Source organism: Oscillibacter acetigenes, from assembly GCF_025567605.1.
Classification (GTDB): domain Bacteria; phylum Bacillota; class Clostridia; order Oscillospirales; family Oscillospiraceae; genus Oscillibacter; species Oscillibacter welbionis.
Genome location: NZ_JAOQKG010000006.1, coordinates 305,965 through 320,025 on the forward strand (window position 1 = coordinate 305,965; position 14,061 = coordinate 320,025).

Annotated in this window: 14 protein-coding genes; 5 read left to right on the top strand and 9 right to left on the bottom strand. The window is 63.2% G+C overall.

The features are described from left to right. A complete protein-coding gene (locus OCV80_RS13790; protein ID WP_021748017.1) occupies nucleotides 1-537 on the top strand; it encodes a 2-oxoacid:acceptor oxidoreductase family protein in 537 nt (178 codons plus the stop codon). Between the two features lie 433 nt (nucleotides 538-970). Further along, a complete protein-coding gene (locus OCV80_RS13795) occupies nucleotides 971-2,047 on the top strand; it encodes a branched-chain amino acid aminotransferase (RefSeq protein WP_021748018.1) in 1,077 nt (358 codons plus the stop codon). A gap of 57 nt (nucleotides 2,048-2,104) precedes the next feature. Here the strand turns inward: OCV80_RS13795 and OCV80_RS13800 are convergent, their stop codons facing one another. Beyond that, nucleotides 2,105-2,713, bottom strand: coding sequence for a GNAT family N-acetyltransferase (locus tag OCV80_RS13800; RefSeq protein ID WP_119310410.1), 609 nt, complete (start codon nucleotides 2,711-2,713; stop codon nucleotides 2,105-2,107). A 12-nt stretch (nucleotides 2,714-2,725) separates the two neighbouring features. Further along, complete coding sequence (locus tag OCV80_RS13805) at nucleotides 2,726-3,154, bottom strand: ribonuclease P Rpr2/Rpp21/SNM1 subunit family protein (protein WP_021748020.1); 429 nt, start codon at nucleotides 3,152-3,154, stop codon at nucleotides 2,726-2,728. A gap of 182 nt (nucleotides 3,155-3,336) precedes the next feature. Between OCV80_RS13805 and htpG the strand changes: the two genes are divergently transcribed. Continuing rightward, on the top strand, nucleotides 3,337-5,220 hold the full coding sequence (gene htpG / locus OCV80_RS13810) for a molecular chaperone HtpG (protein ID WP_267288484.1): 1,884 nt from the start codon (nucleotides 3,337-3,339) through the stop codon (nucleotides 5,218-5,220). A 156-nt stretch (nucleotides 5,221-5,376) separates the two neighbouring features. Here the strand turns inward: htpG and OCV80_RS13815 are convergent, their stop codons facing one another. The 7 genes from OCV80_RS13815 to OCV80_RS13845 are packed head-to-tail and all read right to left on the bottom strand — an operon-like array spanning nucleotide 5,377 to nucleotide 12,199. Then, a complete protein-coding gene (locus tag OCV80_RS13815; RefSeq protein WP_021748022.1) occupies nucleotides 5,377-6,192 on the bottom strand; it encodes a glycosyltransferase family 8 protein in 816 nt (271 codons plus the stop codon). Next, nucleotides 6,189-7,310 carry a DUF3810 domain-containing protein gene (locus OCV80_RS13820; RefSeq protein WP_119310412.1) on the bottom strand — a complete coding sequence of 374 codons (1,122 nt, stop codon included), beginning with the start codon at nucleotides 7,308-7,310 and terminating at the stop codon, nucleotides 6,189-6,191. The genes OCV80_RS13815 and OCV80_RS13820 overlap by 4 nt, the downstream gene beginning before the upstream one ends. Nucleotides 7,311-7,312: 2 nt before the next feature. Next, a complete protein-coding gene (locus OCV80_RS13825) occupies nucleotides 7,313-8,050 on the bottom strand; it encodes an ABC transporter ATP-binding protein (RefSeq protein WP_021748024.1) in 738 nt (245 codons plus the stop codon). Then, entirely contained in the window at nucleotides 8,047-8,838 is a 792-nt protein-coding gene (locus tag OCV80_RS13830) for an ABC transporter ATP-binding protein (RefSeq protein WP_267288485.1), read from the bottom strand. The genes OCV80_RS13825 and OCV80_RS13830 overlap by 4 nt, the downstream gene beginning before the upstream one ends. Then, the gene (locus tag OCV80_RS13835; protein ID WP_021748026.1) at nucleotides 8,838-9,650 is read right to left on the bottom strand and encodes an ABC transporter permease; all 813 of its coding nucleotides are present in this window, start codon (nucleotides 9,648-9,650) and stop codon (nucleotides 8,838-8,840) included. Before OCV80_RS13835 ends, OCV80_RS13830 begins: the two co-directional genes overlap by 1 nt. Then, on the bottom strand, nucleotides 9,647-10,597 hold the full coding sequence (locus OCV80_RS13840) for an ABC transporter permease (RefSeq protein ID WP_025545294.1): 951 nt from the start codon (nucleotides 10,595-10,597) through the stop codon (nucleotides 9,647-9,649). Before OCV80_RS13840 ends, OCV80_RS13835 begins: the two co-directional genes overlap by 4 nt. A 51-nt stretch (nucleotides 10,598-10,648) precedes the next feature. Further along, nucleotides 10,649-12,199 carry an ABC transporter substrate-binding protein gene (locus tag OCV80_RS13845; protein ID WP_119310413.1) on the bottom strand — a complete coding sequence of 517 codons (1,551 nt, stop codon included), beginning with the start codon at nucleotides 12,197-12,199 and terminating at the stop codon, nucleotides 10,649-10,651. Nucleotides 12,200-12,509: 310 nt separating this feature from the next. Between OCV80_RS13845 and OCV80_RS13850 the strand changes: the two genes are divergently transcribed. Continuing rightward, nucleotides 12,510-13,406: a diacylglycerol/lipid kinase family protein gene (locus OCV80_RS13850; RefSeq protein ID WP_249390654.1), complete on the top strand. Its 897-nt coding sequence runs from the start codon at nucleotides 12,510-12,512 to the stop codon at nucleotides 13,404-13,406. Continuing rightward, nucleotides 13,403-14,017 (top strand): NUDIX hydrolase, encoded by a 615-nt coding sequence (locus OCV80_RS13855; protein WP_025545295.1) that lies wholly within the window; start codon nucleotides 13,403-13,405, stop codon nucleotides 14,015-14,017. Before OCV80_RS13850 ends, OCV80_RS13855 begins: the two co-directional genes overlap by 4 nt. Nucleotides 14,018-14,061 lie beyond the last annotated feature (44 nt).

Consider the following 14,061-nt stretch of genomic DNA (forward strand, 5'->3'; position numbering starts at 1 on the left):
ATGAAAAAAGAGATCGTCATTTCCGGCTTCGGCGGCCAGGGCGGCCTAGCCATCGGCAAGAATCTGGCAGAGGCCGGCATGGCTGAGGGCCTGAACGTTACCTGGGCTCCTTCCTACGGCCCCGAGATGCGTGGCGGCACCGCCAACTGCTCTGTGGTGCTCTCCGACAAGCCCGTGGGATCTCCCGTGTTCGCCCATCCCACCGAGCTCATCGCCCTGAATGAGCCCTCCCTGGTCAAGTTCGAGGAGGGCGTCGTCCCCGGCGGCATGGTATTCGTCAACAGCGACGTGGTGACGGATAAAGTCTCCCGCACGGACCTGACGGCCTACTACATCCCCTGCTCCCAGATCGCCGACGAGGTGGGCAACCCCAAGGTCAGTAACATGGTGATGCTGGGCGCCTATGTGGCCGGCACCAAGGTGCTGAAGGCGGAGACCATCGAGAAGATGATCCAGGAGATGTTCACCGGCGCCAAGGCCAAGTTCGTCCCCCTGAACATCGAGGCGTTCCGCCGCGGCATGGCCTGCGTGCAGTGATTTGTTTCAGAGGGCCGGCGAGTTTGCTCACCGGCCCTCTCTCTTTGGCGGGCCCTGCGCTTTCTGTGCATTTTAACAGTTGACTTTGGCTGTGTATCAGCGTATAAAAGATATCATAGAAGAATATGGCTTTATATTGCGTGGAACGGGACACGCCGCGAAGATCTCTCCCCTCAGAGAGCTGCCGGACGGTGCGAGGCAGCGGGGGCAGCTTTGCTGGCCTCCCCCGGGAGCAGTGGGCGGAACAGAGCTTTCCCAGTACGCCGCACCGGATGCCCTCCGTTATCGGGGCAGACGAGCGGCCGCTGGACCAGCGGCAACGAGAGTGGTACCACGGAAGTTTGACTTTCGCCTCTCCTGTGCAGGGCAGGAGTGCGCGAAAGTCTTTTTGCTATCCCCCAAAACTTCAAACTATTTTTAAGGAGCGATCAATATGCTGGATATTCAAATCACCAAGACCACCAGCCCCAAGGCCAAGCCCGCGGACGAGAGCAAGCTGGGCTTCGGTAAGATTTTCACCGACCACATGTTCGTCATGGACTATGCGCCGGACAAGGGCTGGCATGACGCCCGCATCGTCCCCTATCAGCCCTTCCCCCTGGATCCCGCCTGCGTGATTTTCCACTACGCGCAGGAGATCTTTGAGGGCCTGAAGGCCTACCGGACCGCGGACAACACCATCCAGCTGTTCCGCCCCGACTGTAACGGCCAGCGGATGCAGGACTCCGCTGACCGGATGTGCATTCCCAAGATCCCTGTGGAGGACTTCGTCCAGGCCGTGAAGACCCTGGTGGAAGTGGACAAGGACTGGGTGCCCCATTCTGACGGCGCCTCCCTGTATATCCGTCCCTTTGTATTCGCCACCGATGTGGGCATGGGCGTCCACGCCAGCCGGAACTACACGTTCTGCGTCATCTGCGCTCCCTCCGGCGCCTACTATGCCGAGGGCATCGATCCCGTCCGCATCTACGTGGAGGACGAGTACATCCGCGCCGCGCCCGGCCTGACCGGCTTCACCAAGTGCGGCGGCAACTACGCCGCCTCCATCAAGGCCGGCGAGATGGCCGAGCAGCAGGGCTTCGCCCAGGTGCTGTGGCTGGACGGCGTGGAGAAGAAGTATGTGGAAGAGGTCGGCTCCATGAACATTATGTTCAAGATCGACGGCAAGATCTACACCGCCCCCTGCACCGGTACAGTGCTGCCCGGCGTCACCCGCCGCTCCATCATCGAACTGCTGAAGGACTGGGGCTATGAGGTCTGCGAGGAGCACGTGGCCATCGCCGACATCATGAAGGCCGGCCACGACGGCAAGCTGGAGGAGGTCTTCGGCACCGGCACCGCCGCCGTCGTCTCCCCCGTCAAGGAACTGGACTGGAAGGGCGACAAGGTCTTCATCAGCGGCGGCAAGATCGGCGAGCTGACGCAGAAGCTGTACGACACCCTCACCGGCATCCAGTGGGGCAAGCTGCCCGACACCAAGGGCTGGATCGTCCCCGTGTGCAAGGGCTGAGTTCCCATCGTCAAAAAGAGCGGAGCCGAAAGGCTCCGCTCTTTTCCTGCGTCCCGCTCAGGGCTGCTCCGCTTCATAACGCTTTAAAATGGCGGCCAGAGCCTCAGCCGGGATGTCTCCCACGGGGCGGATCGGCTCCGGATTTTGATCGTAGGGGGCGATGGGCTTTTCAAACCAGGCCACATCCCGCCAGGCGCCGCACTTGTACCCAGTGCTGCGGTAGGTGCCCAGCCGCCGGAAGCCCAGGGCTTGGTGGAGCCCCTCACTCTTTTCATTGGGCACGGTGACGCAGCCGTAGACCGTGCGGATGCCCTGCAGCCGCAGAATGTCTATCAGGGCGCCGTACAGCCGCCTTCCCAGCCCCCGGGAGGTGCATGAGCGGTCCAGATAGACGGACAGCTCCGCATTCCACTGATAGGCGGCCCGCTCCGCCTGGCGGTGGGCGTAGGCATAGCCCACGATCCGCCCCTTCTCCAGGCATACGAGATAGGGATACTCCCGGCCGACGGCGGCGATGCGTCCGGCAAATTCCGCCTCTGAGGGCAGCGCACACTCAAAGGTGATGGGAGTGTCCAGGTATTCTCCGTAGATCTTCAGCAGGGCGGCGCTGTCTGCTGGCGCGGCAAAGCGGAACGCCGGCGCTCCCGGGGCTTCTCTTTCAGCCATCTCCGCCGCCCCTTACGTCCTGGCATGAATCTGGGCGCCGCACTTGGGGCAGGTGATGACGATTTTCCCCTTGCCCACCGGCACCCGGCAGATGGTTTTACAGTTCTTGCAGGTGAAGTATTTGTGGGCCTTGTCCGCATGGCGGGCCTTGGCATTCTGGCGGCTGCTCTTCATCCGCCACATCCAGTTCACCCACCGCTGGTTTTCGCTCCGGCGCTTGGTGAGATTCCGGGAGAAGATGCGGAACAGGGCGAAGGCCCAAGCGGCGATGGACACCAGGTACAGCGCATTCCCCAGCCACAGATGATGGGGGGCCACAAACATGGAGACGAGGTCCAGAACCAGACTTCCCACCACAATGGCCAGGCTCAACTGGTCCACGCCGTTGCGTCCGTACATGAGCCGGGCCAGTGCGTTCCCGATTTTTTGAAAGACTCCCATAGATAAGGACTCCTTTTCCGGCGGCTCCTGCCGCAGGGTGTGATTCTGTCATTATTTTACACGCAAACCCACCGCCGCACAACCGTTTGCGGGCGGAATTTACAAATTGGTCATTTATTTGTTTTGTTCAAAGTGCTATACTGATTTCTGTTGAGAAAAAACACCAAAGGAAGTGCAATATCATGGCAAAACGGCAATTCAAGGCGGAGTCCAAGCGGCTGCTGGACCTGATGGTCAACTCCATCTACACCCACAAGGAGATCTTTCTCCGGGAGATCATCTCCAATGCCAGCGACGCCTGTGACAAGCTGTGCTACCAGGCCCTGACGGATGACGCCGTGGGCATGAGCCGCAAGGACTTCAAGATCGAGATCAAGGTGGACAAGGAACACCGGACTCTGACCGTCTCCGACAACGGCATCGGCATGGACAAGGAGGACCTGGAGAACAACCTGGGCGTCATCGCCTCCTCCGGCTCCTACAAGTTCAAGCAGGAGGTGGGGGACGACGCCAAGGACACCGACGTGATCGGCCAGTTCGGCGTGGGCTTCTACTCCGCCTTTATGGTGGCGGACCACATCACCGTGGTGACGAGGAAGTACGGCGCCGACGCCGCCTGGATGTGGCAGTCCTCCGGCGCCGACGGCTACACCATCACCGAATGCGAGCGGGATGCCGTGGGCACGGACATCATCATGCACATCAAGCCGGACACCGATGATGAGAAGTACAGTGAGTTCCTGGAGTCCTGGCGGCTCCAGGAGCTGGTGCGGAAGTATTCCGACTACATCCGCTTCCCCATCCGAATGGAGGTCTCCAAGACCCGCCGGAAGGAGGGCAGCCCCGACGACAAGCCGGAGTACGAGACGTATCAGGAAGAGGAGACGCTGAACTCCATGGTGCCCATCTGGCAGCGGCGCAAGTCCAGCGTGAAGCCGGAGGAGTACAACAAGTTCTATCGGGACAAGTTCCACGACTACGCCGACCCCCAAAAGGTCATCGCCGTGTCCGCCGAGGGCGCCGTCACCTACAAGGCGCTGCTGTTCATCCCCGGTGCCACGCCCTTCGACTACTACACCAAGGAGTACGAGAAGGGACTGCAGCTGTACTCCAACGGCGTCCTCATCATGGACAAGTGCGCCGACCTGCTGCCGGAGCACTTCCGCTTCGTCCGGGGGGTGGTGGACTCTCCCGACCTGTCCCTGAACATCTCCCGGGAGCTGCTCCAGCACGACCGGCAGCTGAAGGTCATCGCGGCCAACCTGGAGAAGAAGATCAAGAGCGAGCTTGGTAAGCTGCTGAAGGACGACCGGGAGGGCTACGAGAAATTTTGGAAGAACTTTGGCCGGCAGATCAAATACGGCGTCGTCAGCGAATACGGCGCCCACAAGGACCTGCTGCAGGATCTGCTGCTGTTCTACTCCTCCACGGAAAAGAAGCCCGTCACCCTGGCGGAGTATGTCTCCCGGATGAAGGAGGAGCAGAAGTTCATCTACTACGCGGCCGGCGAGAGCTTGGAGAAGATCGACAAACTGCCCCAGACCGAGGGCCTGCGGGAGTCCGGCACGGAGATCCTCTACTTCACGGAGGAGGTGGACGAGTTCTGCGCCCAGATCCTTCACACCTTCCAGGACAAGGAGTTCCGCTCTGTCCTGGACCAGGAGATCGAGGAGGGTGCCGAGAAGAAGGCCGAGGAGGCCGCAGACGCCCACAAGGCCGTGTTCGACTTCGTCAAGGAGACCCTGGGAGATCAGGTGAAGGAGGTCAAGGCCAGCGCCCGGCTGAAGTCCCATCCCGTGTGCCTGACGGCAGGGGAGGGCCTGAGCTTTGAGATGGAGAAGTATTTCCAGGCGGTCCAGCCGGACAGCGCCATCCGCGCCGAGCGGATTCTGGAGCTGAATGTGGAGCACCCAGCTTTCCAGGCCCTGGAGGCCGCCGTGACAGCGGACCCGGAGAAGGCCAAAAAGTACGCCACGCTGCTGTACGACCAGGCTCTGCTGATCGCAGGTCTGCCCCTGGAGGATCCCTCCGGCTACACTGATCTGGTGTGCGAGCTGATGAAATAAAATACCATGCGCAAAAGCGGTCCCGGGTAAAACCCGGGACCGCTTGTTTGATTTGCTTCAGGACGGATCTCTCTGCCATCCCGGCGTTTTTTCCATCGGGTAGGGGCGGCCGCCCTCGGCCACCCGAGAAGACAGCCGCGTGGATCGGTACCGCCCTCACCGCCGCTCCACCAGCCGCTGGTAGTGCTTGTACAGGGCGGAAAACCGGCCCTGATAGCTGTGGTTCCAGGGCTTGCGCTTGCCGCAGAAGTGGAGGATGGCCGTGTGGTCCATCACCCAGTCCATGTCCCGCTCCCCTTGGCTCAGCAGCAGGTAGCGGTCAAACCGCCGGGCGTCGTAGTTCCACAGGCTGTCGTCCACCCCCAGGATCTGTCCGCCGTACAGGCCGTTGAGCACGTCCTGGTCCGGCAGCAGCAGAATGTCGGCGTGCTCCCGGGCATAGTCGAAGATGTCACCCGGCCGGACCTCCCGCCGCATGGCGGACAGATCCATCACTAGTACGCCGGAGTTGTAGTAGGCCTCCGCCTCATAGTTCTCCAGCCGCAGCCGGTTCACCGGGTCTGTGATGCCCGCCAGCAGCCCGGTGTGGGTGGCGGCGGCCATCAGGTCTCCCTCCAGGTCCGTATCATACAGGGCCCGGACGGGATTGATTACCAGAATGTCCGGGTCCAGATACAGCACCCGGTCCAGAGAACGCGGCAGCAGCTCCGCCGCCAGCAGCCGGTAGTACATGGCCCGGGTCCAGTACCGGGCCACCGGCGCGTCGGCGAACAGGTCCGCCGGCACCTCCAACGGGTGGATGCGCCCCCGACCGGCGCAGAGCTCCTCCAGTGCCGCCCAGTCCTCCGGCAGCAGGCCGTCTCCGATGGCGTAAATCTCAAAGGTCTCGCCAGGATCATTCCGCAGCAGAGAGCCCAGCATCACCCGCAGGGGCGGGAGATAGTTGCGGTCCAGTGTCACCAGAATGTTCATGTGGTCAAGCCCTCCGATCCGTTGGTCCGGGCCGTGTCCCGGTAATAGGCCACCAGCAGGTCCACCACCGTCCCGTAGGAGCGGATGCCGTCCTCTTGGCCGTAGCCCTTCAAAATCGTGTCGTACACCTTCTGGCTGGCATCCGCCGCAGCCCCCTCGAAGGATGCCCAGTAGGCGTTATTAGATGCCAGATCCGCCAGCACCGTGTCCGGAAGGCTGTCCCGGATGGCCTGCCAGGCCGCCGGATCCGCCTGGTACAGGGCGTTGCCCAGGTGGATGTACCCCATCAGCCAGCCGGAGTATTCGTACACCGGATCGCCGCTGGTGGTGGAGGCCAGCACCGCCAGGAAGTTGCACTCCTGCTCCGAGGCGATGCCCCGCTGGTGGGACAGCTCGTGGGCGATGGTGGAGGGGATCAGGCAGGCGGGGGCGTCCACGTTGATGTTGGACTCCCCGGTGAAAGCAAAGTAGACGCCGGTGAAGTTCATGGCGCTCATGACCCTGGAGAAGAACATCCGCTTGGGCGCTCGGTCCTCAAATTCCAGGAAGGGGAACAGGTCCTCCGCGCCCTGGTAGATGTCCGTGCTCCCGGCAAAGATCTCGTTCAGAGACGCATTGAACGTCCCCGCCTCATCCCGGGGCACCTGGTCGGCTGTCTGCGCCAGATTTTCCGCGAACCACGCGGTCACCGCCGTCAGATCCGGGAGCGATACCTCCTCCGCCCGGATGCCGGACCGGTCCTGGAAGGTGTCCGTGTAATAGCACACCCCCCACAGCAGGCAGGTAGCGGCGCAGACGCTCAGCCCGGCGCAGACCGCCCCCAGAACCGCGCTGTAAGCCCGGCGCTTCCGCCGCCCTCTGGCCCTGACTACCGCCGTGATGTTCCATACCACATAGGCCAGCGCGAGGACGGCCGCCAGGACATACAGCACCTCCATCACAGAGAAGGAGACCCGATAGCACAGGCTGCCCAGAGATCTCCGGATCGGGGCGGATACAAATCGCTCCAGGGCGTTCATCCAGTCCCGGTGCTCCCGGGCGATCCAGAAGGCCGCCAGCAGGACCAGGTCCGCCAGCAGCCAGATGTGCAGTTTTTGGTGGGACTTGAAAAATGTCATGCTCACTCCGCTGCCGCCAGCAGCTGGCGGGTATAGTCGTCTTTCGGGTGGTCGAAGATGTCATCCACTGTTCCCTGCTCCACGATGCGGCCTTCTTTCATCACCAGCACCCGGTCGCAGAGCTGGTACACCACATTCAGGTCGTGGGAGATAAAGAGATAGCTGAGATCCAGCTCCCGCCGCAGCGTCCGCAGCAGGTCCAGGATCTGGGCCTGGATGGTCACGTCCAGGGCGGACACCGGCTCGTCGGCAATGAGGAACCGGGGCCGCTGGATCAGCGCTGCAGCAATGGACACCCGCTGCCGCTGTCCGCCGGAGAGTTCCGCCGGTTTTGCCGCCAGACACTCCTCCGGCAGACCCACCCGGTCCAGCATCTCCCGCACCCGGCGCTTGCGCTCCGGGGCGTCATACTTGCCGTAGACCCGCAGCGGCTCCTCCAGGGTCCACTCCACCGAATAGGCGGGGTTCAGCGCGCTGTACGGGTCCTGAAAGATCATCTGGGGCCGCTTGGTGTAGTGAATCACCTGCCCCTGGTCGGGCTTCACAATGCCCAGGATGGTCCTGGCCAGGGTGGATTTTCCGGTGCCGGACTCGCCCACCAGACCCAGGATTTCCCCATGGCGCACATCAAAGGTCACGTCGCGGAGGACCTCCTGATAGGGGCCGCGGCGGAAGAGCCCGCGGTCCCGGTATCCGCTGGTGACGTGCCGGACGGAGAGCACCAGCTCCTGTTCGCTCATGGCGTCTCCTCCTTCCGGTGCCGGGTGGGAATGGCGGCGATGAGCCGCTGGGTGTATGGGTGCCGGGGATGGCGGAACACCGTCTCGATGTCCCCCTCCTCCACCAGCACGCCCCGCTGCATCACCGCCGTGCGGGTGCAGAGCTTCCGCACCACGTTCAGGTTGTGGGAGATGAACAGCATGGAGATGCCGGACTCCCGGTTCAGCTTTTTCAAAAGCTCCAAAATCTGGGCCTGGATGGTCACGTCCAGGGCGGTGGTGGGCTCATCCAGCAGCAGCAGCTTGGGCCGTGCCACGACGGCCGCGGCGATCATGGCCCGCTGCAGCATCCCGCCGGAGAGCTCGTGGGGATACTTCCGATACACGCCCGCCGGGTCCGGCAGCTCCACTGCTGCCAGGGCCGCCAGGGCCTGGTCCCGCCGCGCCTCCCGGGAGAGGTCTGTGTGGATACGCAGCACCTCCTCCACCTGGGGGCCGATACGCATCAGGGGGTCCATGCAGCTCTGCGGCTCCTGGAACACCACGCCGATCTCCCTCCCCTGGACCTGCCGCAGCAGCGTGCGGTCTGCGTGGAGCAGCTCCGCGCCGTCCAGCAGGATCTCCCCGGAAAAGTCGCACTGCTTTCGGGGCAGCAGTCCCGCCACGCTCATGGCGGTGACAGACTTGCCGGAGCCGGACTCGCCCACCAGCCCCAGGATCTCCCCGTCGTGGATGGTCAGGGACACGCCCACCACGGCCTCCCGCTGCCGGGTGTGGAATTTCACATGCAGATCTCGGATCTCCAGCATCAGGACACCCCCCCGTTCCGGCGCTGCAGGCCCTCGCCGATGAGACCCACGCCGAAGATCAGCAGCACGATGGCGCCGCCGGAACCCAGGGCATACCAGGGGGCGCTGGTCAGCATCCCCTGCGCCTCCGAGAGCATGTAGCCCAGGGAGGCGTCCGGCGGCGTGACGCCGATGCCCAGATAGCTCATGGAGGCCTCCGCCAGCACCGCGTTGTTGAAGCCGATGGTGATGGCCGGCAGCAGCACCTGCGTGGTGTTGGGCAGGATCTGCCGCACCAGGATGCGGCCGCTGGAGGCCCCCATCAGCCGGGCGCTCTTCACATAATTCACGTCCCGCAGCGCCGCGAAGGCGGTGCGGGTCACCCGGGCAAAGCTGGGGATGAACACGATCCCCAGGGCGATCACCACGTTGTATTTATTCCCCGGCCCCAGGATGCTGATGAGAACCAGGGCCAGCAGGATGCTGGGAAAGGCGGTCAGCGCGTCATTCAGGCGCATCAGGACCTCGTCCACCACGCCGCCGAAATAGCCCGTGAGGGCGCCCGCTGCCGTGCCGCACACCGCGCCGATGGCCACGGTGCTCAGGGCGATCAGGAAGGTGGTGCCCGCCCCCTGCAGCACCCGGCTGAAGATGTCCCGGCCGAAGCTGTCGGTCCCCAGCCAGTGGGCCAGGGAGGGGCCCTCCAGCTTGGGCCCTGCCAGCAGGGCGTCCGGGTCGTAGGGCGTCCACACCAGGCCGACCAGGATCAGCGCCGCCATGAGGCCGGTGACAATCAGCCCGGCCAGCAGGTATCCGTTCATCCGCCGCTTCATGACGCACCTCCCAGCCGCAGGCGGGGGTCGATCCGCTGGTTGACAATGTCTGCCACGGTGCCTGCCAGCACCACCCAGAAGGCCAGGATCACCACGATGGCCTGCACCACGGGGTAGTCCCGGTTGGAGATGGAGGCCACCAGCAGCCGTCCCAGCCCCGGGATGGCAAACACCTGCTCCACCACGATGCCAGCCGCCACGATCTCCGCCATGGTCTGGGCCAGGAAGGTCACCACCGGCACCAGGGCGTTGCGCAGCACATGGCGCCGCAGGACCGCCCCCCGGTCATTGCCCCGGGAGATGGCGGTGCGGACATAGTCCCGCCGCATCTCCCCCTGAATGGTGCTGCGGAGCATCCGCACGGTCATGGCGATCCGGGGGATGGCGATGGCCGCAGCCGCGAAAAACAGATACCGGAACGCCCCGGTCGGGTCCGCACCCAGATCCGGGAATTGGCCGTGGACAAACCAGCGGAGGGTGATGCTGAACAGCCAGGAAATCAGGATGCCGGTGAAAAACGGCGGCACCGCCATGCACAGCTGGTCCAACACCGTCCCCACGGCGTCTCCCACCCTGCTGTGCCCGCGGGAGGCCCACAGCCCCAGGGGAATGGACACCACGGCAATCAGCGCGAAGCTGAGAAGGCTCAGGCACAGGGTAATCCCCACCTTGGGGGCAATCAGCTCCCACACCGGCTGGCTATAACTGTAAGAAATCCCCAGGTCCCCGGTGAAAAAGCCCGCCAGCCACTCCAGATACCGCACCGCGAAGGGGCGGTCCAGCCCCAGCTCCGCCTCCAGCTCCGCCACGCGCTCCGGCGTGGCCTGGGTGCCCAGCATGATCTCCGCCGCACTGCCGTGGATCAATTCAAAGGCCGCAAACGCCAGAAGGGAGACGATGACCATGGTGACCAGCAGCATCAAAATCCGCTTGCATACGTACTTCATGGCATCATCTCCCTTCCGGGGCAGCGGCAGCATACCTGCCGCGCATTGGATTTACTGGGCGTAATGGACCGTGGACAGGTCCATCACATAGATGGGATAGAACTGGTATCCCTCCAGCCCGTTCCGCAGAACCACCAGGTCCGCCAGGTCCTGGATGTAGACATTGGCGGCGTGTTCCGTCAGGTTCCGCTCCATCTGTTTGTAGAGCTCTGTCTGCTCTGCGTCGTCGGCCGTGGCCTGGGCCTGCTGGAACAGGGCGTCATAGTCCGTGTTCTGATAGTTGATAAAGTTGTCGTCCGCCGCAGAGGTGAACCGCTCCAGCAGCGCCCGGGCAGTCATGTTGGAGGCGTCTACGCCTACCACGGTGGACTGGAACTGCCGGTTTCCGTACACCTCGCTGAGCCAGGCACCCCACTCCACAGGCTGAATCTCCGCGGTGATGCCCACGGCCTTCAGCTGCTCCACCAGCACAGTGGCCGTGTCGATGTGGGGCTGATAGTTGGAGGGGACGGTGATGGTCATGGAGAACCCGTCGGGATACCCGGCCTCCGCCAGCAGCTCCCTGGCCCGCTCCGGGTCATAGGGATAATAGTCTGTCAGGTCCTCCACAAAATATTTCTGAAACGCCGGGTACATACTGGAGCCGATGGGGCTGCCGTACCCGTCGAAGGCCACATCGATGATCTGCTGTTTGTCCACGGCGTAGCACAGGGCCTGCCGGACCTTTTCATTGTTGAAAGGCTCCGCGGCGTTGTTCAGATACAGCGCCTGCACCAGATTCATCGTGCCTTCCAGCACCTGGAAGTCATCCCCCAGCTGGGCGGCCTGGGTGCTGGTCAGGTGGGCGAACATGTCGATGGCTCCGCTCTGCAGGCTCATTACCAGGCTGTCCGCGTTCTCAATGATCCGGAAGGTCACCTTGTCCAGCTGGGCCGGGGTGCCCCAGTAGCCGTCAAACCGCTCCAGAACGATGGAGTCCTGGGCTGTCCGGGAGACGAATTTGAAAGGCCCCGTGCCCACCGGGGCGGTGGCCTGGTCCGTATAGTCCTCCGGCAGGATGGCCAGAGTCAGATAGGATAAAAACTCGCTGTCCGGCTGATCCAGGGTAATGGTCAGCGTGGTGTCATCAGCCTGGATGCTGGAAATAGCAGAAAGCGCCGGGATCAGAGGCGTTCCCTCCGAATCGTCGGCGCAGCGTTCGATGGAATATGTGACATCCCGCATCTCTACCGGGTCCCCGTTGTGGAACTGCACACCCTCCCGCAGGGTAAAGGTGTATGTGGTCTGATCCTCAGAGATCTCGTAATGGTCAGCGACCGCGGGCACCAGGTCTCCGTCAGGCGTGGGCTTCACCAAGCCCTCAAATACGTTGAACATGACTTCCTTGGTTCCTGCCGCCACCGCCAGGTGAGGGTCAAGACTCTCGTCCAGGTCCTGCGCGATGCCCACCACGATCTCGTTCGCCTGGGCCCGCGCCTCGGTAGAGCCGTCCGCTGTCTGTCCATCCTCTGACGCCTGCTCTGTGCTGCCGCCTCCGCAACCGGTGAGTGCGGCGCTCAGGAGGCCCGTCAGAAGAAGGAGCGCCATAAGCCTCTTCTTCATGGTTCTCTCCTTTGCATCACTGCTCATTTCGAGTCAGTGTTGGGCGGAAACTGTCCGCCCTGACAGAAATGTTCGGCTCTATTCAATTTTAAAAGGAGCCTCACAGGGCATGTTATTTTTATAACGCTTGCCCTGCAAGGGTGTATTGTACACGAACGCCCCGGGGATTGCAAGGGCTTTCGCAAAAAAACAGCCTGTTCGGGGGAGAAACATTCACAAATCCGTCACACCTGCGGAATTGAATTTCCGGGGGCGGCGTGCTATACTAATTTACATCGCTTTGGATGGGGCCGCCCATCCCAGTCAGGAGGTGTCACTCTTGAAAACGAAGAAACTGCTGTTCATTCTCAATCCCCGGGCCGGGCGGAACAAGCCCCACGGTCCGCTGTTTGACGCGCTGGCCATCCTCTCCGGCGCGGGTTACCTCATCCGGATCCACGAGACCTCCGCCCCAGGAGACGCGGCCGATACCGCCGCCCGGGAGGGCGCCGGATACGATCTGGTGGTGGCAGCCGGAGGAGACGGCACCCTCAACGAGGTGATCTCCGGCCTGATGCGGCTGGATGCCCCGCCGCCCCTGGGCTATCTCCCCCAGGGAACCACCAACGACTTCGCCTCCAGCCTCCAGATTCCACGGACCCCGGCGTCCGCCGCGAAAAACATTGTACAGAACCGCATGCGGGAACTGGACATCGGCCGGTGGAATGAGCGGAGCTTCATCTATGTGGCCTCCTTCGGCGCCTTCACCCGCAGTTCCTATGCCGCCTCTCAGGCGGCCAAGAACGCCCTGGGCCACTTTGCCTATATTCTGGAGGGGATGAAGGACCTGAACACCCTCCGCCCCTATCACATCCGCCTCACCGCTGACGGAGAGGTGCTGGACGGGGACTACCTGTTCGGCGCCGTGTGCAACTCCACCTCCATCGGCGGGCTGATGAAGCTGGACCCGGAGCGGGTGGTGCTGGATGACGGGAAATTCGAGATGCTGCTGGTCCCCAGCCCCAAGACAGCCGCGGATCTGCAGAATCTGGTGCTGGCGCTGCTGAACCAGCAGTATGACAGCCAGGGCCTGGTGTTCCGCCACGTCTCCTCCCTCCGGCTGGAGACAGAGGAGGAGCTGCCCTGGTCCCTGGACGGAGAGTATGCCCCCAGCGTGCCGGTGGTGGACATTGTCAATCGACAGCGGGCGCTGAGGATGCTGTTATGAGAGACTTGGAACATCTGCGTCGCCGGTACGCAGACCATGTGCCGGGGCTTCTGGGCGCCCGGCACAGCTATGCCGTCCTCTGTCCCCTGGTGGAGCGGCCGGACGGCCTGCACCTGCTCTTCGAGGTCCGCTCCGCCGCCCTGCACCGCCAGCCCGGGGAGGTGTGTTTCCCCGGGGGCCGGATGGAGGCGGGGGAGACGCCGGAGCAGTGCGCCCTCCGGGAGACGGAGGAGGAACTGGCCATCCCCCGTCAGGAGGTGGAGGTCCTGGGCAGGCCGGACTTCATCTGCAATCAGGCGGGCTTTCTGATGCAGCCGGTGCTGGGACTGGTCTCGGCCGCCGGTTTTGCGGCGGTGGCGCCCTCCCCTGCGGAGGTGGGAGAGGCATTCACCGTCCCCCTGGCTTTTTTTCGGGAGACCGCTCCGGAGCAGTATGTCTATGCCCTGCAGCCGGACGTGCCGGGGGACTTTCCCTATGAGACCGTGGGGATTCCTGCGGACTACCGCTGGGCCCGGGGCCGGGTGGAGGTCCCCATCTGGTATTGGCAGGGCCACGCCGTCTGGGGTATGACCGCCCGCCTGACCCAGGACATCGTCCGCCACCTGGAATAAAGAGCACAGGCAGGGCCGGAGCATTCGCTCCGGCCCTGCCTGTT